The organism is Delftia acidovorans NBRC 14950, assembly GCF_001598795.1.
Classification (GTDB): Bacteria; Pseudomonadota; Gammaproteobacteria; order Burkholderiales; family Burkholderiaceae_C; genus Comamonas; species Comamonas acidovorans.
This window is the reverse complement of record NZ_BCZP01000039.1, coordinates 1-19,149: the sequence shown is the minus strand read 5'-3', so window position 1 is coordinate 19,149 and position 19,149 is coordinate 1. Positions and strand designations below refer to the sequence as shown.

Sequence of the window (19,149 nt, the reverse complement as noted above, 5' to 3'; positions counted from 1 at the left end):
CTAGCGTCCTCCCATGGTGGTCAATGCCCTGATCACGGCCAGGAAGCCGGGGCCCGCCGTGATGACGAGCAGGGCGGGCAGCAGCGTGAGGACCATGACGCCCGTCATCTTGACGGTGATGGAACCTATCTTTTCCTTGAAGCTGGCCTGGCGCTTTTCGCGCAGCCGGATGCTGAATTCCCGCAGCGGCTCCTGCACGGCGCCCCCATGCTTGTCCACCTGCACCAGCAGGTTGACGATGGCGCTCATGTCGTCGTCGGCGCTCATGTTGACCATGCGCTGGAAGGATTGCTCGCGCGTGCGCCCGCTGTTGTAGAGCTGGTTGGCCAGGGCCAGCTCGCCGCTGATGACGCGCAGCACGCTCTTGAATTCCGAGGCCAGGATCTGCAGGCTCTGGTCCACGCTCAGGCCCACGCCCTGCAGCAGCCGCAGCAGGTCGACGAACAGCGGCAGTTCCTCGACCACCTGCTCGCGCCGGCCCTTGGCCCGCGAGCGCAGAAACCATTTGGGAAGCATGAGCCCCAGGCTCACCCCGAGAAAGCCGTAGATCAGGGCCGCGTTTTCGCCGGGGCGCAGCACACCCAGCGCCAGCAGGGGCAGGACCACGCACAGCACCATGCGGCTGGCCACATAGGCCATGCTGCCGTTGCGCGTACCCACGCCGGCCTGGTCCAGCAGCTTGCGGTCCTCATCGGCCAGCAAGGCCTTGGCCACGCCCCATTGCAGCCAGGCCGGGGGCGGGAGGTTGGCGGCCACCGCCTGTGGCGAATCGGAGGAGCGCACGTTGATGGACAGCGGGTTGAGCAGCTGCGCGTCGTTGGCCTGCAGGGCGCTCTTCGTGGCGGCCTTCGGGGTCGATGCGGTATCGCGCGCCTGCAATATCTTGGCGACCTGGCTGGAGGCACGGGCCGAGCGCCACAGCTTCCACACCAGGGCGCAGGCCCACAGCACCAGTCCCAGCGCGCCCAGGCTGATGCTGGCGATCCACAGTTGCTGCGTGGTCATGCGTGGCTCCTTGCGCAGACGGATGGGTGGGCCTGTGCCTGTGCTGTCATGGGTTCACCTCAGCTTGGCCAGCCGGTAGAGAAGAAAGGCGCCCAGGGCCTCCAGGGCGGCGGCGACCAGGACCATGGTCTGGCCGCTGTCGTCGTTCCACATGCGCATGAAGTAGCCGCGGTTGATCACCATGATCAGCGTCCCCACCACCAGGGGCAGCAGGGCCAGCACCCAGGCCGACATGCGGATCTCGGAGGACAGCGCATGCAGCTCGCGCTCGGCGGACTGGCGGTCGCGGATGTAGGCCGAGACACGCTCCAGCACCAGGTCGGCGCGCCCGCCGTAGCGCACGCTCATGCGGAACACGGCGGCCAGCAGGCCGAATTCGGGCAGGCGCCAGTTGCGCTCCAGCTGGCCCATGGCCTGCCCCAGGTCGGGCGATGCGCTGAGCATGGCCGCCGCCTGCTGCAGCGCGTCGCCCAGCGGATCGGGGACGTTGTTCAGCGCCATCTGGAAGGCCGCATGGGGCGAGTTGCCGATGGAGATCAGGCGGACCATGTTGTCCAGGAAGCCGGGCAGTTGCTGCAGCAGTCTTTCGCGGCGCTTGGCCTGCCGCCGCCAGATGCCGAAGGCCAGCACCACGGCATACAACACGGCCACCACCAGCCCCGCGGCAGCACCTGCCTGGCTGGTCGCCAGCAAGGCCAGCACCAGGCCGGTGATGGCGAACAGGGCCAGGGTGTTGGACGAGATTCCCCAGGACTGGACGCCCAGCCGCTGGGCCAGCCACTGCACGGCAGCGGGTGAGGGCGCGGGCTGCGCCGCGGGGGCGCGGAAGGCGGGCTCGGCCATGGGCGGGGAGGGCGAGATCACCTCCCGGTGGCCGTCCACGCTGCGCTTCATGTGCAGGTTGATCGACTGCTCATGCTCCTTGCGGCGCCCGCGCATGATCACCCACAGCGCCAGTGCCAGCAGCAGGCAGGCCAGCGCGCCGAGGATGAGGACGGCGGGTGCCAGGCCTGTCATCGCACGCCTCCGTGGCCGGTCTGCTGCTGCATGCGCCACCAGCTCAGCAGCTTGGGCGAGTGCGGCGAGATGCCCAGCGACACCCACTGGTCGATCTCCTGCCCGTCAGGGCCCACCTGGGGCTCGTAGCGGTACAGCTCCTGCATGGAGATCATGTTGTCCGTCATGCCCGTGACCTCGGTCAGCGACAGCAGGCGGCGGCGGCCGTTGGACAGGCGGCCGATCTGCACGATGAAGTCCACGGCATTGGCGATCTGGCGGCGCAGGCTGACCTCGCTGCCCTGAAAGCCCGCAAAGCCGGCCAGCATTTCGGCGCGGTACAGGCATTCGCGCGGCGAGCTGGCGTGGATGGTGCCCATGGAGCCGTCGTGGCCGGTGTTCATGGCCTGCAGCAGCTCCAGCACCTCGCCGCCGCGCACCTCGCCGACGATGATGCGGTCGGGCCGCATGCGCAGGCTGTTGCGCAGCAGGTCGCGGATGCTGACGTGGCCCGAGCCGTCAAAGCCGCCGGGGCGGCTTTCCAGCCGCACCACGTGGTTGTGGTTGAGGGCCAGCTCGGCCGTGTCCTCGATGGAGACGATGCGCTCGCTGCCCGGGATGAAGCTGGCCAGCGCATTGAGCAGGGATGTCTTGCCCGAGCTGGTGCCGCCGCTGACCAGGATGTTGCAGCGCGCCTGCACGGCCATCTCCAGGATGCGGCAGATGTCCTGGTTGAAGGTGCCCAACTGCACCAGTTCGGGCGGTGTCAGCGGGTCCTTGCGGAACTTGCGGATGGAGACCGAGGGACCGTCGATGGACAGCGGCTCGATGATGACGTTGATGCGCCCGCCATCGGGCAGGCGGGCATCGACCATGGGGCTGGACTCGTCCAGGCGCCGGCCCAGCGGCGCCAGGATGCGGCGCACGATGCGCAGCACATGCTCGTCGTCCTTGAAGTGCAGCGTCTCGCGCTGCAGCACGCCGCCGCGAGAGACGTAGATGTTGCCGTGGCCGTTGATGAGGATGTCCTCGACCAGCGGGTCTTCCAGCAGCGGCTGCAGCGGCCCCAGTCCCGTGAGCTCGCGCGTGAGGGCGCGCGCCACCTGCAGCGCCTCCTGCTCGTTGACGGGCACGGAGTGCAGGCGGATGAAGCTGTCCAGCTCCATCAGCACGAACTGCGCGATGGCGGCCTGCGACCAACGGCCGAACTCGGCACCCAACTCCTCGATGCGGCTGAGCAGGTGCTCGTGCGTGCGGTTCTTCAGGTCGAGGAACAGCGCGCTTCGCTCGAACTCGCTGGCCTGGGCGTCGGCCAGATGGGAATAAGCCGTGGTCGTCATGGTGCGTTCAGCTTCTTGTTCGGTGGAAGAAACGGTTCAGGCCCCGGGCGGGCGCGGCCTGATCGCCCGCATGGGCCTGGTGGTGGGTGGTGATCAGCAAGGTGGCGAGCTTGTCCACGGCCTGCACATAGGGCTCGCGCTGCAGCCGGCTGGGCAGCAGCTGGCCCTGGTTGACGGCCTGGACCAGTTCGCGCCGGCGCTCGGGAATGGTGGCCAGCAGCGGCAGCTGCAGTTGCCTGGCGATCTGCGGGGCCTCCAGCTCCAGCTGGCTGTCGTGCCGGCTGACGATGAGCTGCACGCGCTCGCGATCGACCTTTTGCTCGTCGAGCTGGCGCAGCAGCTCGGTGGTGGAGACCACGCTGGCCACGCTCTGGTCGCAGACCACCCAGATCTGGCTGGCGCGCAGCGCCACGCGCATGGCCAGCTGCGTGGGCACGACGGCCCCCAGGTCGGCCACGATGTGGCGGAAGTACTGGCGCAGGCGCAGCAGCAGCGCGTCGGCATCGGCATAGGAGACGTCGCGCAGGCGGGCGGGCTGGCGCGGCAGCGTGAGCAGGCGCAGGCCGCTTTCATGGCGGGCCAGTCCCGTCGATGCCAGGCGCCGGTCAAAGCGGCGCAGGTTGTTGACGGCTTCGATGAAGTCGAAGTCTCCCAGCGTGCCCAGGTACAGCCCGCAGTCGCCGCTGGGAAAGCCCAGGTCGATGAGCAGGCCGTCCAGCGTCTCGTTGCTGATCTCGCGGGGCGTGGCGTCCTTGCCCGGCACGGCCGTCGTGCCATGCAGGCGCTTTTGCAGGTACCAGGCCAGGTGCGATGCCATGAGGCTGCTGCCCAGGCCGGCGCGGGCCGACATGATGGCGGTCAGCGGCGCGTTGGGCATGCCCGAGGCCGACGGGGGCACGCGCTTGATCAGATCGATCACCGTCTGGTGCGCGGCCTGCACGGGGCCGTCCACGTCGAGGAAGTCCTGCACCCCGGCGCGCAGCGCGGCCAGCATGCACTGCGGGTACTTGGTGCGGCCCACGGCCAGGCAGGGCAGGTGGGGGTGGGAGATGTGCAGCTGGGAGGCCAGGTGGGCCGCCTCGTCGGTGGACAGCGGGTCGAAATGCACGAGCACGGCATGCGGCATGTAGCGCTGCACCTGATCGGTGACGTTGTCCTGGAACCGCGCCACATGCAGCCGTGCGCCGTCCAGCATGTGCTGCAGCCAGGCCTGGGCCAGCGAGCTTTCGGGGGTGCCTGCGTGGATGAAGAGCAGCTCCACCTGCAGGTCGTTGTCGAGCGGCTGCGGCGTCGGGCGGGGCGCGGCGGGCGCGGTCATCCTGTCCAGTGGTGATTTGTCCTGTGCAAGCGGTGATCTGTCCTGCGCAAGCGGTGACTTGTCCTGCGCAAGCGGTGACTTGTCCTGCGCGAGCGCATCGGTGCCGGGCTGCGGCTTGCCGGCCAGCGAGGCCGAGGAACGCAGCCCCAGCAGGGTCTCCAGCGAGGTGGGTGAGCCGATGGCCGGCGAGCCTGTGGCGTCCACAGGCGAATCGGTTGCGGTGGGCTTGCTTGTCATGTCGTCAGTACGAGAAACCGGGTACGGCGGTCTGGGTGCTCATTCCGCCGGCGAGGTAGGGCAGCCAGACCTTGCCGGCGTTGCGCTGCTCGGATTGCGCACCGGGCAGCAGGGCTTCGAGATTGGTGCTGGCGGGAAGCGGGTGGACCAGGCGCGGGGTGACGATGATCACCAGCTCGGACTCTTCCTGCGTGTAGTTGAGGTTCTTGAAGAAGGTGCCCAGGATGGGCAGATCGCCCAGCACCGGCACCTTGCTGACGTTGGAGGTGGTGGCGCGGCTGACCAGCCCGCCGATGACGAAGCTCTCGCCATCGGCCAGCTCCACCGAGGTGTCGGCGCGGCGCGTGCGGATGGCGGGCACGGTGACGCCGCTGATGGTCACGCCGCTGTTGAAGTCCAGGTCGCTGGCCTCGGGCGAGACCTTCAGGGCGATGCGATCGTCCGAAAGGATGGTGGGCGTCAGCTGTAGCTTGATGCCGAATTCCTTGTACTGGATGGCGATGTTGCCGTCGCGCGCGGGCACGGGGATCGGCAGCTCGCCGCCGGCCAGGAAGCTTGCGTTCTGGCCGGTCTGGGCCAGCAGGGTAGGCCGGGCCAACACGCGCGCCATGCCGTTGCCTTCGAGGATGCTCAGCTGCGTGACGATGCCGGCGCCGCTGAAGGCCTTGCCGAAGGTCATCACCAGGCTCATGGCGCTGGCAATGGCCGACGAGGTGTTGTTGGACACGCCGCCAGAGCCCGAGCCTCCCGTGCCTCCCGTGCCGCCCGAGCCGGTATTGCCCGTTCCCGTCCCTGTCCCCGTGCCGTTGGTATTGGTGCTGATGCTGCCCACCACGCCGGGGCTGAAGCTGCCGAAGCTGAAGCCCTGGTTGTTGCGCCCGCCGCTGTAGATGTTGACGCCGATGCGCTTCATCGCGGATTTCTTGAACTCCACCACCTGCACGTCCACCTGGACGGTGTTGCTCTTGACGTCGATCTGCGCGTTGTCCACCAGCAGCGTCTGGGCGGGCGCGTACTGGCGCAGTTCGGCCACGGCCTGGGCATGTTCTGGAACCGAGGTCAGGCGCTTTTCCAGCAGCAGGTGCTGGCCGCGGACCTGGACCTCCCAGCGCTGGGGTGCGCCACCTTTCTGGGGCCACACCACCAACGTGGTGCTGCCCTGGGCCTTGGGCGTGAGCAGCAGCTCGGTTCCGCCGGAGCCGGAGCCGGAGCCGGCACTGGCGCCGGAGCCCGGCGTGGCGCGCAGCAGTTTCACGTCCAGCACATTGGGGTCGCCCACGGCGATGCGGCCCGGAGTACTGGCCAGCGGCATCAGGTGCTGGCGTCCGGCCACCAGCTGCAGGGAGTCGCCAAAGGGCATGTCCCCGGCGCCGGGGTTGTGCATGCCTTGGACGGCAGCGGTGTCCGCAGGCGCCGACACCGCTGGCGGCAATGCCAGCAAGGCCATGCTGCCGCACAGTGTCCAGACCGCGCGCTGCAGCGGGGTTGCTCCGGCCGTCGAGATGTTCTTGCACTTCATGGCATCTCCCTCTTGTTGTGTGTTTTCAGTAGTTCACCATCTGCACCGCGGCTCCGTTATGCAGCTCCACGGTGCGTTCGCGCGGGGCCCGCTGCGGCGGCGGCCGCACGGCGGGTGCGAAGGCCGTCATGGGCTGGGCGGCAGGCTTGCGGATGTTCTTGGCGTCGGCGCCGGTGGCCAGGTCCTGCATGCGAAGGCCGGCGAAGGCGCGGTCTGCACCCTCCAGTGCCTGGTCTTTCCGGAGGCGGCCCGCCACCGGCTGCAGTGCGCTGGGCAGGGCGGCGAAGAGCTTGGGATCGGGCACGGACAGGTCGTCCGGGTTGCGCAGCGCCAAGGTGAGCTGGCCGAATTTCTCGGCCAGGGTGAGGCGCTCCACATCGTCCAGCGGCACGGCCAGCACGGCCGATTGCACGTTCTCAGGGCGCTGGCCGGTCTGATCCGCAGCGCTGGCGCGGCGCAGCGACGAGCCGGCCGATTCCTTGTCCTGCTGCGCCTGGCGCTGGACGGCCGGCATGGGTGGGCGTTCCACGCTGCCGGAGCCGTAGGCCAGCACGCGGCTGCGCGCCAGCAGCAGCCGGGTCTGCGCGTCCACGGGTGCCTGGTCGGACTTGCCGTCCAGCGTGAAGTAGACATCCACGAAGTCGCCGGGGCGCACATGGTGGCCCGCGGCCATCTGCTCCCGGATGGCAATCGCCAGGGCGCGCTGTCCCGGCTCCAGCTGCAGGGCCAGGCCGCTGAGCAGTTGCTGCTCGAAAAGCGGAGTGCCCGGGGTGAGCGCCATCAGCGTGGTGCGGCCCAGCACGTCATCGGTCGCGGCAAAGCTGCCGGGTACGGGGGCGGGCAGCTGGGCCAGCTTCACATCCTCGCTGCCGATGCGCTGGCCTGCGGCAATGGCCTGGGCCACGACCACGACGGCATGCTGCGGCACGGGCTCTGGGGCCGGCTGCGCCGAGGCGGTCGGTGAGGGCTGGGCCACGGGGCGTGCGGGCTGGCTGCCCAGCAGCCAGGCAAGGCCTGCGAGCACGATGGCCAGCCCAACCAACAGTCCGGCAAGAATCTTGGTGAGGTTCATGGCTGGGGCTCCTGGTGCAAGTGGGTGGCGACGGTGTTCAGGCATGGGGGCTGCCCTGGCGCTTTCCTGCCATGGCGCAGAGGGTCCGCCAGGGCAGGAAAGCGTCCGGATAGCGCACAGCGGCGGCTTGCGGCGGGGCCGGGCCGTGTGGTGCGTGGCGAGGGGAAAGCGATCTGCATGGGCATCTCCCGTTCAGGCAAGCGGCTGGCTGTGGCGCCAGGCCAGGGCGATGGCCGCAATGGCCATGTAGCCGGCATAGGGAATGGAGCGCTGGGGCTGGCGCGGTCCATCGGTGGCGCCTGCGGGCTGAGACGCCGCGCCCAGGGGTGCCAGGCGGGCCGCCCAGGCCAGGGGCAGCCGGGCCTGCAGCCACAGGCCGGTGGGGCTGTGGCTCAGGTGGCGCAATGACAGCACCAGAAGGCCGTGCAGGCCGGCCAGCAGGCTGCCGCCGGTCCAGATCAGCAGCAGGTCGAAGCTCAGCCCGAACCACAGCCCTGCGACCGCGCCGAACTTGACGTCGCCCGCTCCCATCCAGCGCAGTGCATAGAAAGGAAGCAGCACGACAAACCCCGCCAGCAGTCCGGCCAGCGCGTTCCAGGCCGAGACCTGGAACGGCTGCGCCCCACTGGCCAGTGCCGCCGCGCCTGTGGCCAGGCCGAGCAGCACCATCCAGTTGCGCACGCGCCGGATGCGCAGATCCATGACCGCAATCGTTGCGAGCCATGTGATGCAGACGCACAGCCATAGCGAGGTCCACTCCATCTTCAGGGGGCAAGTCCGTTGAGCTTGGTGGCAAGCCGGCTGAACAATCCGTTCAGATCGGTACCCAGCGCGGTGGCGCCCACGACGATGCCCACGGCAATCAGGCCGGCGATCAGCCCGTATTCGATGGCGGTGGCGCCTTCCTCGTCTTTCCAGAAGTTCTTGATCATTTCGGTCATGGCATGGTCCTTTCGGTTTGCAAAATGCCTTGGCGCCGGGGGCGGAGGCAAGCCCCGCCCGAGCCCGGCCAGATCGCGCCGCAGCCGGCGCTCAGGGAACGAAGCCGGTGAGCTTGGTGGCGATCCGGGTGAACAGCCCATTCAGGTTGGTGCCGAGCGCGGTGGCGCCCACCACGATCCCCACGGCGATGAGGCCGGCGATCAAGCCGTACTCGATGGCGGTGGCGCCTTCTTCGTCTTTCCAGAAGTTCTTGATGATGTCGGTCATGGCATCGTCCTTTCGGTTGCAAAAGCCCATCGTTTTCGATGGCGGCGGCTGGCGATGGGCAGAAGCCGGCCGCTGCACGGGAAACCTCACTTGCCGCTTCTCACTTCACCACTGCTGTCGCAAGGCGGTGGTTGGAAAAGCGTCTGAAACGGGGCGCAACTGCTGCTCAAGGCGCAGCTGTATTCGTTGGGGCATGGCGCTGGCGGACAGGGTGGCCACGGCAGCGTCCTGGGGTTCGGGGCGGCTGCGCGAGGGCGCAGGGCCGGGCGCGTTCCCGGGCTCGTCCATGGGGGCAGTGCCTGGCGCACCACCACCTGCCGGAATCGGTTTTTGCGGGGTGAACAGCGCGTTCAGCCATTGATCGGGCGGGTCCTGCGGCAGGAGGCGGCCGGTGGTGCGTGCCAGGCGCAGTTCGTTGATGCGCTGGTCGTAGATGGCGTCGGCCTCGTCCAGCAGCAGGCGCTGCATGTCCAGCTGGGCGTCCAGCACCTGGGCCAGGCTGCCGCGCCCGACTTCGAGCAGGCGGCGGCGCCCCTCGAAGGCGGCGCGCGCCTCGCGCACGGCGTCGGCCAGCTGGCTTTCGCGCTGGCGGCCGGACTGGGTGCGTCCCCAGGCGGCGGAGGCGGTTTCGCGCACCTGGCGGCGCACGGTTTCCTGCTGCGCTTCCTGGGCCTGCAGTTCGTTGATGGCCTTGAGGATGCGGTCGCGCAGCTCGAAGCCGTTGCCGAAGTTCCAGCTCAGCTCCACGCCGTAGCGCGTGCCCTCGGCATAGAGCACACCGCTGGGGTCGCGCGTGTGGGCCACCACGGCGGCCAGCGTGGGAAAGCGCTGGGACTTGCTGCGGTCCACTTCGGCGCGGGCCTTCTCGATCTGCTGCTCCATCTCCTGCAGCTCGGGGCTGACGGTTTCGGAGGCCTGCAGGGCCGAGTCCTCGTTGGCCGGCATCCATTGCACGGGCACGTTGAGCTGGGGCAGCCAGCCGGGCTGGGGCGTGAAGCCGAAGTAGCGCGTGAAGCGGGCCTGCGCATCCATGCGCTGCGACTCCAGCGCATGCTGCTGGGCCAGGGCGCCGGCCTGGCGCGAGGCGGCCTGGCGCAGGTCGTTGCGGCCCACGGCGCCCAGTTCGGCGCGGCGCTCCTCGATGCGCGCGAGCTGGCCGATGATGCGCGCCGACTCGGCCGCCACGCGGGCCTTGTCCTCGAAGCGGTGCAGCTCCAGCAGGGCGGTCAGCGCCTCCAGCAGCACGTTCTGGCGCGTGCCGTAGAGCACGCTGCCCTGGGCCGCCTCCTGCGATTCGGCCGAGCGTATGCCCGCGCCGATGGCGCCGCCGTCCAGCAGGGCCATGCGCACTTCGGCGTTGACGGCGGTGTAGGACTCGCGGCCCCGGCGCAGCTTGGCATCGCCCGTGTTGGTACCCACCTTGAAGGTGGGCCAGCGCGCGCCGCGCGCGGTGTTCACGTCATGCCCGGCCGATTCCAGCGCGGCGCGCGCCTTGCGCACGTCGGGGTATTCGTCGATCAGGGCGTAGAGGGCATCGAGCAGGCGGCGCTGCCCGCCGTCGCTGGCCAGGGTGCCGGGCGTGAGGTGCTGGGCCAGGCGCAGGACCACAGGGGCCGGTGCGGCTGCGGCCGTGTTTGCGGATGTGGATGCGGGTGCGGGTGCGGCTGCGGCAACCATGCCGATGTCCGTATCAAGGTCCCTGTCCGCCGCAGCCACAGGCGCGGCAGCGGCCTGCAGCGCCTGCAGTGCGGACAGGCAGCAGGCAGCGGCCAGCAGCTGGCGCAGCCGGGCGTGGCAGCGGGCGTGCCAGCCCATGGAAGGGGAGGTCGGGCGGCCTGGCATCAGGGCTCCCGGAAGGCTTCGCTCTGGATGCGCAGCACGGGCCGCAGCAAATACCAGATAAAGGGTTCGTGGCCCAGCAGCAGGTCGAGTTCGGCCTGCATGCCGGTGGTGATGCGGTTGTCGGTGCGGCCCACCCAGGGCTGCTCCAGGCTGGCCTGGATGCGGAAGTACGAGGGCGAGTCGGCCAGGTTGGGATCGCGGTCGGCATCGGCCGCCACCAGGGTGACCTGGCCGGGCACCGAGCCGTAGCGCAGGAAGTCGTAGGCCGAGATCTTCACCCGGGTGGCCTGGCCGGGGCGCACATAGCCACGGTCGGCGGGGCTCAGGCGCGCCTCGACGATGACTTCGTCCTTGTCCGGAACGATTTCGAGGATGGGCTCGCCGGGCTTGACCACCCAACCGGCGCCCGAGCTGCGCAGGCCCTTGACGAAGCCGCTGGTGGGCGCCAGCACGGCCGTGCGCGTGCGCTGGGTGCGGGCGCGGACCAGGTCTTCGTTGAGGCTGGCCAGCTCGCGTTCGGTCTGGGCCAGCTCGTCGGAGGCGCGGCGGCGGAAGGCGCCCTGGGTCTCCTGCAGCTTGGCCTGGGCCTGTTCGATCTTGGCGCGGTTGCTGAAAAGCGTCTGGCGCGAGGCAGCCAGCTCGGCCCGCACCTGCTCCAGCGCCCGCTGCTTGTCCAGCACTTCAAGCTGGCCTATCAGCTGCTCGGAGGCGAGCTGGCCGGCAATGGAGGCCTCCTGCTGGTGCAGGCGCAGATTGGTCTCCAGCCCCTCGATGCGCGCCTGCACCTGGGCCACGTCGCCGCGCGCCTGCTGCAGCTGGGCCTGGGCTGCGGCAAGGCTGCCCTGGTGCTCCAGCGCGCGCGCCGAGAAGGCGCCCAGTTCGGCCTGGACCACCTGTGCGTCCAGGTCGGCGGGGAAGGCGGTGCGCTGCAGCGGCCGGCCCTGGCTTTCCGCACCCAGACGCGCCTTGACGGCCTGGGCCGTGGCCATGCGGGCGGTGAGCTGTTCGAGGTTGAGGCTGTTGCTGCCCAGGTCGATTTCCAGCAGCGGCTGGCCCTGGGTCACGGCCTGGCCTTCGCGCACATGGACGGCGGTGACGATGCCGCCTTCCAGATGCTGCACGGTCTGCACACGGTCGGAAGGGATGACCTGGCCGCTGGCGACCACCACGTTCTCCACCGGATAGAACAGGCCGGTGACCACCAGGGCGGCGACGGGAATGACGAGCAGCCACTTGCCCCGCGCCAGGGCGGTTCGGCCAGGGGTGGGGGGCGTTGCGCCGGACGCGTCCGCAGGCGGCTGGCCGTGCACGGCTGCCTGCGCTTCGCTTGACTGGCGAAGCACCAGGGGGAGGTCGTCGTAGCGCCCGGCCCTCATGAGGCAAGCTCCTGCGCCACGGCGGGGTGATCGGCATGCGGGGCCGGGTCGGCCGGCGTTGCGGGGGCTGTGGACGCAGCGGGTGCTGCGGGAGCCGCAGGCTCGCGCGCCGAGCCGAACAGCTGGGGCAGCAGCAACTGGGGCGAGCCATGCTCGATGCCGCCGTCGCCGCGCACATGGTAGAGATGCTGCGCCATGGAGGCCACGCGCAGCGAGTGCGTGACGACGATGACCGTGTGCTTGAGCGCAATCTGCCGCAGCGTCTGCAGCAGCGTGGTTTCGCTCTCGAAGTCCAGGTCGTTGCTGGGCTCGTCCAGGATCAGCACCGAGGGGTTGCGCAGGAACAGCTGGGCCAGGGCCAGCTTGCGCAGCTCGCCGGCCGACAGGCCCGCGCCGCCTTCGCCCAGCACCGTCTGGTAGCCCTGGGGCAGGCGGCTGATGAAGCCGTGCGCGCCCGAGATCTGGCAGGCGGTGACGATCTTGTGGTCGTCGGCATCGGGGTTGACCATGCGCAGCCCGTCCACGATGGGGCCGCTGAACCAGTACACCTGCTGGGCCAGGCAGCCTATCCAGCGGCCCAGTTCGGCGCGCGGGAACTGGGCCATGTCGTATTCATCGATGAAGATGCGCCCCTGTGTGGGCTGGTAGAGGCCGGCCAGCAGCTTGGCCAGGGTGGACTTGCCGGCGCCGTTGCGCCCCACGATGGCGTGCAGCCCGCCGGGGCCGATCTCCAGCGATGCCTGCTCCAGCGCCACATGGCCGCCCGGGTAGTGGAAGCTTGCCTGGTCCAGGCGCAGCCGGCCCTGGGGCCGGGGCAGGTCCACGGTGTCGGTCATGGCCTCGACGGGTTCCTCCAGCACGGCCTGCAGGCGGCGTGCGGCCTCGTTGGCATGGGCCAGCGAGCGCCAGTTGCTGGCCAGTTGCGAGATGGGGCCCAGCGCCTTGCCCGACAGCAGGTTCACGGCCATCAGGCTGCCGATGCTCATCCACTGCGCATTGATGGCAATGGCGCCCACGGTGATCACGGCAATGGAGAACAGCGTCAGCAGCACGGTGCTGGCCTCGCGTGCGTTTTCCATCTCGCCGTTCTTGCCAAAGCTCTCGGCCAGCCAGCGGTCATAGCCGCTTTGCCAGTTCTGGCGTGCGGCGGCGTCGTAGCCCAGCACCTTGAGCGTGGCGCGGGCGTTGCAGATCTCGGCCGTGCCCCGGTCCAGCATGCGGGCCTGGGCGATTTCCTCCACGCGGCCGCTGCGCACCTCGTCGGCCCACCACCAGGCCAGCACGCCCATGATGAGCATGGCCACCAGAATCACCGGCAGCACGGGCCAGGCAATGATGCCGATGACGACCAGTGCCAGCAGGGCCATGGGCAGGTCCAGCAGCGAGGTCGCCAGGCCCCCGGACATGCCCGAGCGCATGGCGCTCACGTCGCGGAACAGCTGCAGCCACTGGCTGGAGGAGCGCTGCTCCAGCGCGGCCAGCGGGTGGCGCAGCATGGAGTGCATCAGCGCCTGGGACACATCGCGGTCGATCATGGCGCCGGCTTCGCGCAGGGCGCGGGCGCGCCTGCGCCGCAGCCACCATTCCACGCCCAGGAAGAACAGCACGCCCGCCACCATGGCCGTGAGGGTGGCGGTGCCGCCACGCGCAATGACGCGGTTGTAGACCTGCAGCAGGAAGATGGACGGCAGCAGGCCCAGCAGACTGATGGGCAGCGACAGCCAGCCAGCCCGGCGCAACTGGTGCGCAGCCCGGTCGAAGGACTCGGCGATGGCAGATGCAAAAGCCCCCACCGTCTCCGTTCCCGACGGCATCGCCGTGGCCTTGGCCAACTGACGGGGAAGAAGGTATCGGATCATGTTCTGATGGGCTTAGTAAGCATCTTTACAAAATGTAAAGGTACTCGTTTCACAAACACTGTAGCGAGTTATATACAGCCCTCTATAAGTTTTATTCAATCAAGAATGCATGTTCATTTGTTTTTGATGTGGATCAAAGCAGGGAGCCTGAATAGACGCTATTAAATGGCCCCCGTGGCCACTGAAACTATCCCGTATGGCGTCGGCCGCCAGGGCAAGATTGGTTGTGGCGCGGCCGGCCAACAAAACCGTATCGCCTTTATGGGTTGTTCTCAGCAGCGAGCAAATCAGCTGATTCAGATCGTCATACCAATTGACGTGCAAAAGATCGCCCAAGGCTGCCGCCAGCGGCCTGAGCGGCTCCCCATACAGCAGCACGCGCCGGGCCTGGGCATCCCGCACGAGCGGCTCCAGGGCCAGCTGCGCAGCGTCGATGCTGGCGTGGCCGGGCTGTATGCCCGCCAGCACGATCAGCCTTCTGCTCACATGGGGAGCGACCGACTGCAGCTGGGAAAATGCAGCCGTCATGGACAGTAAGTGGTTGCTCAGGCTGTGGTCCAGCAGGCAGATTCCACTGGGCAGGAGCTGCGGCTGCCCGGCTCCGATCATGGGCTGCCAATGGGCCAGGGAGGCCTGCACCTGTGCGGGCGCATAGCCCAATGCATGCAGGGCCGCCAGGGCCGCCTGCGCATTGAGTGCCATGTGGTGGCCGTCGGATTGCAGGGAAATGCCCAGGCGCAGGCTGCCCATGCCTATTTGCAGATTTCCATTGTGAAACCCCATTTCACGGACCTGTGCATTGCAATGGGGGCCAAACGTGATCAGGCGCAGTCCCATGCGTTTGGCATGCTCAATAACACTGGGGTTTTCACCTATGTCCTGATCGGTGACCAGCGCACTGCCTTTGTGCATGAGCTGCATGGCTTCAAGCACTTCCTGCAATGCTTCGTATTTTCTTTCACCGGACAGACCGGCCTGTCCGGAGGGCTCGGACTCCCCTGAATAGGGGGTGTTATTTATTGAAAGATTAGTAATAACCAGAATATCTGGGTCAATCAGCGGCAGGTCGGCACGCAGTGCCTGCAATGGCAGCTCCAGCAGGGCGCAGGGCGAGGCCTCGCTCCAATTGATCATCTGCAGCGCCGTGCCCTGGGACAGCAGGGCATCGCCACGCGCGTCTCCCCCGTCCTGCAGGCACTGGCGCATCATGCCCAGGGTGGAGGTCTTGCCCACGCAGCCGCTGACGGCGACCACGGGCGACTGGATGCGGCGGCGGGCCGCCTGCGCCAGATTGCGCAGGCCCTCTTCCATATCAGGCACATGCAGCACCGGCACGCCGTGGTCCAGCAGGCCCTGCGGGCTGCTGCTGATCAGCGCCGAGGCGCGCAGCGTGGGCAGGGCCGCAGCCTGCACGCCCAGGGCCATGCCCGCACGCCGCACCAGCACGGCGGCGCCGGGCTGGTGGTGCAGGCGGCTGGCGTCCAATCCCGCGCAGCCGGTGCCGCTATCGGAGCTGGGATCTGTGCCGGGCTCTGTCGTTGCATCCAGCCAGCACCCGTTCATCAGTTCGGCCAGGGAAGCTCTGTCCCAGGACATGGGCGGGTACATGGAGCCCGCTGTGGGCCGAAAAGCCGGCTGGCCCGCAGTCTCATCGGCCCGCGACGCGAGGGAGAGTGATGGCGAGGGCGGGGAAGCTTTGGCAGGGCTGGCACCCGCGCTCAAGCCATGGCCTGCCTGCGCAGGCAGCGCGTCTTCCCCGGATTCGGCAGCGGCATGGCTGGTGGCCGCGCGCAGTGCCTGGGTCAGAGCGTCCAGCAGTTCCAGGCCTGCCAGGCTGGATGCCAGCAGCCAGGCGATTTCGCGCGGGGACTGCAGTACCTGGCGCAGGCTGCCATCGGTAAAGGCTGCATGGCGGCGCCGGGCGGGCGGCAGGTACAGCGCCTGCTCAGGCCAGATGGCGCGCTGGGCCATGCCTTGCAGATGGCGCTGCAGGCTGATCTGCCATTGGCGCAGCAGGTCGGTGGGCTGCGGCTCCAGGCCTGCGTCGAGCTGCAGGCTCTCGACCAGGGCAATGCCTATCCAGCGTGCACAAAGGGCGCCTGCCTTCTCGATACTTTCGCCATCGTCGCCATCGTCGCCATTGCCGCCATTGCCGTCATTGCCGCCATCCATGCCCAGCAGCTGCGGCAGCGCGGCCTGCAGGAAGGCGGCAGGCAGGGCCGCCGTGTCGGGCAGGGCGCTGCGCGCCGCGCGCAGCGTGGGGCTGTCGCTGGTGGGGGGGCGCGAGCTTGCATAGACATGCATGGCCAGCTCGGCCCAGGTCAGCATGGGCTGGCCGGAGCGGGGTGTGCCGGCTTCAGCGGCATTGGCGGCAGCGGCGGCAGCCTTGGTGGTGCTGGCCGAAGCGGCAGCCATGGACAGCAGGCTTTCCGCCAGCGGGTCCATCAGCGCCGGAATGTGGGCGCGGGCCTGGCTGTCGGCTCCCGGCCCCAGGACAAAGCTGTTGCGCAGGTGGCGGGCCAGCACCAGCATGGCCAGCGCGCTGGGCAGACAGTCGCCGGGCAATGGCTGCAGCCGTTGCTCCACATGGTCCACGGCCAGCGCAATGGCCTGCGCCAGCGCGGCGCTGCCCGCATGGCGCTGGGCCTGCAGCAGGGCGTAGGTCACGCCCAGGTGGTCGCAGACATCCCCGCAACCGGGCCAGCTTCCGTCCTTGCCCTGCTGCGCCAGCAGTTGCTGCAGCGCAGCGTGCACGGGCACGAGGTGGGGCCAAAGGCGCTGCTCGGGCGGGTCGGTGCGCGGCACGGCCAGGGCGGGCTGCTCCCCGCTGATATAGATGCCGCGCAGGTGCAGCAGCAGGCAGGGCGGGTGCAGGGGCCGTTGGGCGCTGCCTGTTTCACTGCCCAGCGGGTGCGGATCTGGCAGCAGGGGCTGCAGCAGCTGCGTACGCTCCAGGCTGGCATCAGCCAGGGCCAGGGAGCGCATGGGCGCCTGGGTCCAGGCGCTGCAGTCCGGCAGCGGACTGTCCGCCTTCAGGGGCGTGATGTCCTGCGCCCAGTCGATGCGCAGATCGACCTCGTCACGCTTGCGGGCCCAGGCCCATTGGCGCACGCGTGTCGCACCCTCGCGCCAGGCAGCCTCCAGCGTGGTGGCGCGCACGTGGAAGACGGAGGCAACCTTGTTCTCGGCCGACACCGTGAAGAAAAGAATGCAGCCGGGGTAGGGTTCGGGCAGCAGCACCATGTGCCGTGCCAGGTACTCCAGGCCATTTGCCAATTGCTGCGACAACATGCTCTCGGCCTCGGTCAGGGTCATTGGGAGGCTGCTCTTCCCGTGGGGACGGGACGCCGGGCTGCGGTGCACCGACCGCGTGCGGATCTGTTCCTTCATGGCGGCCCGGCGGCAGGCGGATGCGGAGCGCGGCGGCTCAGCGGTAGTCGAATTCCACGCGCCGGTTGCGCTGGTGGGCTTCTTCGCTCGCGCCTTCGTCGGCCAGCCGCTCCTTGCCGTAGCTGACGGACTCCACGCGGGCCGGGTTCACGCCCAGCAGCTGCAGGCTGTTGCGCACCGCGTCGGCACGTTTTTGGCCGAGCGCCAGGTTGTATTCGATGCCGCCGCGCCTGTCCGTATGTCCGCGCAGCATCACCGAGCGGCCGGGATTGCTGCGCAGCCACTGAGCATGGCTTTCCACGATGGCCCGGTCGCTGTTGCGGATGGTGTATGCGTCGAAGTCGAAGTAGACGATGTGGGCGACGTTGGCGGGCCCGCGCTGGTCGGCCTGCGTGGTGGCCACCACGGGCGCGACGCCGGAGCTTGCCGGCGCTGGTGCCGGGGCCTTGCCGAAGGCGTAGTGGTGCTCGGAACGCTGCGTGCTGGTGGTGGCGGTGGATCCGCAGGCGGCCAGCCCTGCGGCCAGCAGCACGATGGTGCACAGCCTGAAAGTGTGTGACATGGAGGATCTCCTGGGACGTGCGCCGCCACCGTGGGGCGGCGGCGCAGGGGATGGATGCGGCGCCCGCAGGCGCCGCGGCCGCTCAGAGCAGGGTGTTGTGGTGCAGTTGCTGCGTCAGCACGCTGGCTGCTGCATCGGCCGTGCTGCTGGCATGGCTGCTGATGGAGGTGGCAATCGGATCCAGCTCGGCGACCGAGGCCGCTGCCGCGTGCGATGTGCCACCCAGCAGGCCACCGAGCAGCCCGCCGCCGGACGATCCCCCCAGCAGCCCGCCCAGCAGGCCGCCGCCGCTGCTGCCGCCACCCAGCAGGCCGCTGACGATGCCGTTGTTGCCGGCCACCGTGTTGACCACGCCGCTGACGATTCCGTTGTCGCCGGCCACGGTGTTGACCACGCCGCTGACGATTCCGTTGTCGCCGGCCAAGGTGTTGACCACGCCGCTGACGATTCCGTTGTCGCCGGCCAAGGTATTGACCAGTCCGCTGACGACACCGTTGTCGCCGGCCACGGTGTTCACCAGCCCGCTGACGACACCGTTGTCACCCGCCACGGTGTCGACCACGCCGCTGACGATGCCGCTGCCACCGGCCACGGTGTCGAGCACGCCGCTGACGATGCCGTTGTTGCCTGCCACCGTGTCCAGCACGCCGCTGACGACGCCGTTGTCACCGGCCACGGTGTTGAGCACCCCGCCGACGATGCCGTTGTCGCCCGTCACGGTGTTCAGCAGGCCACCGACCAGGCCCGATCCGCCAGTGAGGCCCCCAGTGAGTCCGCCCGTGAGGCCACCCAGCAGGCCGCCGTCACCGCCCAGCAGTCCGCCAACGATGCCGTTGTCGCCCACCACCGTGTCGAGCAGGCCGCCGACCAGGCCGGAGCCGCCCGTCAGTCCGCCAGTGAGGCCGCCCAGCAGGCCGCCGTCGCCGCCCAGCAGTCCGCCAACGATGCCGTTGTCGCCGACCACCGTATCGAGCAGGCCGCCGACCAGGCCGGAGCCGCCACCAAGGCCGCCCGTCAGTCCGCCCGTGAGGCCACCCAGCAGGCCGCCGTCACCGCCGACCACGCCACCCAGCAAGCCATCGCCGCCCGTCAGGCCGGCCAGCACGCCGTTGACGGTGCCGATCACCGGCTGCAGTGCCTGGCCCGGGACCTGCGTCAGGCCGTTGGCCAGGTCCGTCACCACACCCAGCGGACCACCGTTGACCTGGGTCACGCCTTCCACCAGGCTCGTGACCACGGACAGTGCGCCGGTGTCGGGGTTGATCAGCGCGTCCAGCACCTGGCCCACAGGGGCGCCGGCCGTGCCGCCGAGCAGGTCGCCAACGGTGTCCTGCACTGTGGTGACAAGGCCGTCGCCGCTGCCTGTGCCGCCGCCCGGAACCAGGCCGCCCAGCAGGCCGCCGACCAGGCCGTCTTCGCCAAGG

At 69.1% G+C, this 19,149-nt stretch carries 14 protein-coding genes and 1 pseudogene; all 15 read right to left on the bottom strand.

The genetic code is table 11. From position 1 onward, the window contains the following. Positions 1–1,005: a type II secretion system F family protein gene (locus DA1_RS27515; protein ID WP_034391045.1), complete on the bottom strand. Its 1,005-nt coding sequence runs from the start codon at positions 1,003–1,005 to the stop codon at positions 1–3. A gap of 54 nt (positions 1,006–1,059) precedes the next feature. Beyond that, positions 1,060–2,022: a type II secretion system F family protein gene (locus DA1_RS27510; protein WP_034391047.1), complete on the bottom strand. Its 963-nt coding sequence runs from the start codon at positions 2,020–2,022 to the stop codon at positions 1,060–1,062. Continuing rightward, positions 2,019–3,341 carry a TadA family conjugal transfer-associated ATPase gene (locus DA1_RS27505; protein WP_012203993.1) on the bottom strand — a complete coding sequence of 441 codons (1,323 nt, stop codon included), beginning with the start codon at positions 3,339–3,341 and terminating at the stop codon, positions 2,019–2,021. Before DA1_RS27505 ends, DA1_RS27510 begins: the two co-directional genes overlap by 4 nt. Positions 3,342–3,348: 7 nt before the next feature. Further along, the gene (locus DA1_RS27500; protein ID WP_034391049.1) at positions 3,349–4,896 is read right to left on the bottom strand and encodes a CpaE/TadZ family protein; all 1,548 of its coding nucleotides are present in this window, start codon (positions 4,894–4,896) and stop codon (positions 3,349–3,351) included. Positions 4,897–4,900: 4 nt separating this feature from the next. Beyond that, a complete protein-coding gene (locus DA1_RS27495) occupies positions 4,901–6,415 on the bottom strand; it encodes a type II and III secretion system protein family protein (protein ID WP_034391051.1) in 1,515 nt (504 codons plus the stop codon). A gap of 25 nt (positions 6,416–6,440) precedes the next feature. Then, entirely contained in the window at positions 6,441–7,487 is a 1,047-nt protein-coding gene (gene cpaB, locus DA1_RS27490) for a Flp pilus assembly protein CpaB (protein WP_034391054.1), read from the bottom strand. A gap of 192 nt (positions 7,488–7,679) precedes the next feature. Continuing rightward, positions 7,680–8,249 (bottom strand): A24 family peptidase, encoded by a 570-nt coding sequence (locus DA1_RS27485; protein ID WP_080736810.1) that lies wholly within the window; start codon positions 8,247–8,249, stop codon positions 7,680–7,682. Between the two features lie 2 nt (positions 8,250–8,251). Next, the gene (locus DA1_RS27480; protein WP_013803750.1) at positions 8,252–8,428 is read right to left on the bottom strand and encodes a Flp family type IVb pilin; all 177 of its coding nucleotides are present in this window, start codon (positions 8,426–8,428) and stop codon (positions 8,252–8,254) included. A 91-nt stretch (positions 8,429–8,519) separates the two neighbouring features. Then, on the bottom strand, positions 8,520–8,696 hold the full coding sequence (locus tag DA1_RS27475; RefSeq protein ID WP_013803749.1) for a Flp family type IVb pilin: 177 nt from the start codon (positions 8,694–8,696) through the stop codon (positions 8,520–8,522). Positions 8,697–8,801: 105 nt separating this feature from the next. Further along, on the bottom strand, positions 8,802–10,538 hold the full coding sequence (locus DA1_RS27470; protein WP_034391057.1) for a TolC family protein: 1,737 nt from the start codon (positions 10,536–10,538) through the stop codon (positions 8,802–8,804). Beyond that, positions 10,538–11,914 (bottom strand): HlyD family type I secretion periplasmic adaptor subunit, encoded by a 1,377-nt coding sequence (locus DA1_RS27465; protein WP_034391058.1) that lies wholly within the window; start codon positions 11,912–11,914, stop codon positions 10,538–10,540. Before DA1_RS27465 ends, DA1_RS27470 begins: the two co-directional genes overlap by 1 nt. Next, positions 11,911–13,773, bottom strand: a complete 1,863-nt coding sequence (locus tag DA1_RS27460; protein WP_034391060.1) for a peptidase domain-containing ABC transporter — start codon at positions 13,771–13,773, stop codon at positions 11,911–11,913. The genes DA1_RS27465 and DA1_RS27460 overlap by 4 nt, the downstream gene beginning before the upstream one ends. Before the next feature lie 99 nt (positions 13,774–13,872). Further along, entirely contained in the window at positions 13,873–17,088 is a 3,216-nt protein-coding gene (locus tag DA1_RS27455; protein WP_230590727.1) for a UDP-N-acetylmuramoyl-tripeptide--D-alanyl-D-alanine ligase, read from the bottom strand. Between the two features lie 112 nt (positions 17,089–17,200). Next, positions 17,201–17,725: an OmpA family protein gene (locus DA1_RS27450; RefSeq protein ID WP_034391062.1), complete on the bottom strand. Its 525-nt coding sequence runs from the start codon at positions 17,723–17,725 to the stop codon at positions 17,201–17,203. 82 nt (positions 17,726–17,807) lie between these two features. Further along, positions 17,808–19,149, bottom strand: a pseudogene (locus DA1_RS30930) (hypothetical protein); the annotation flags it as partial.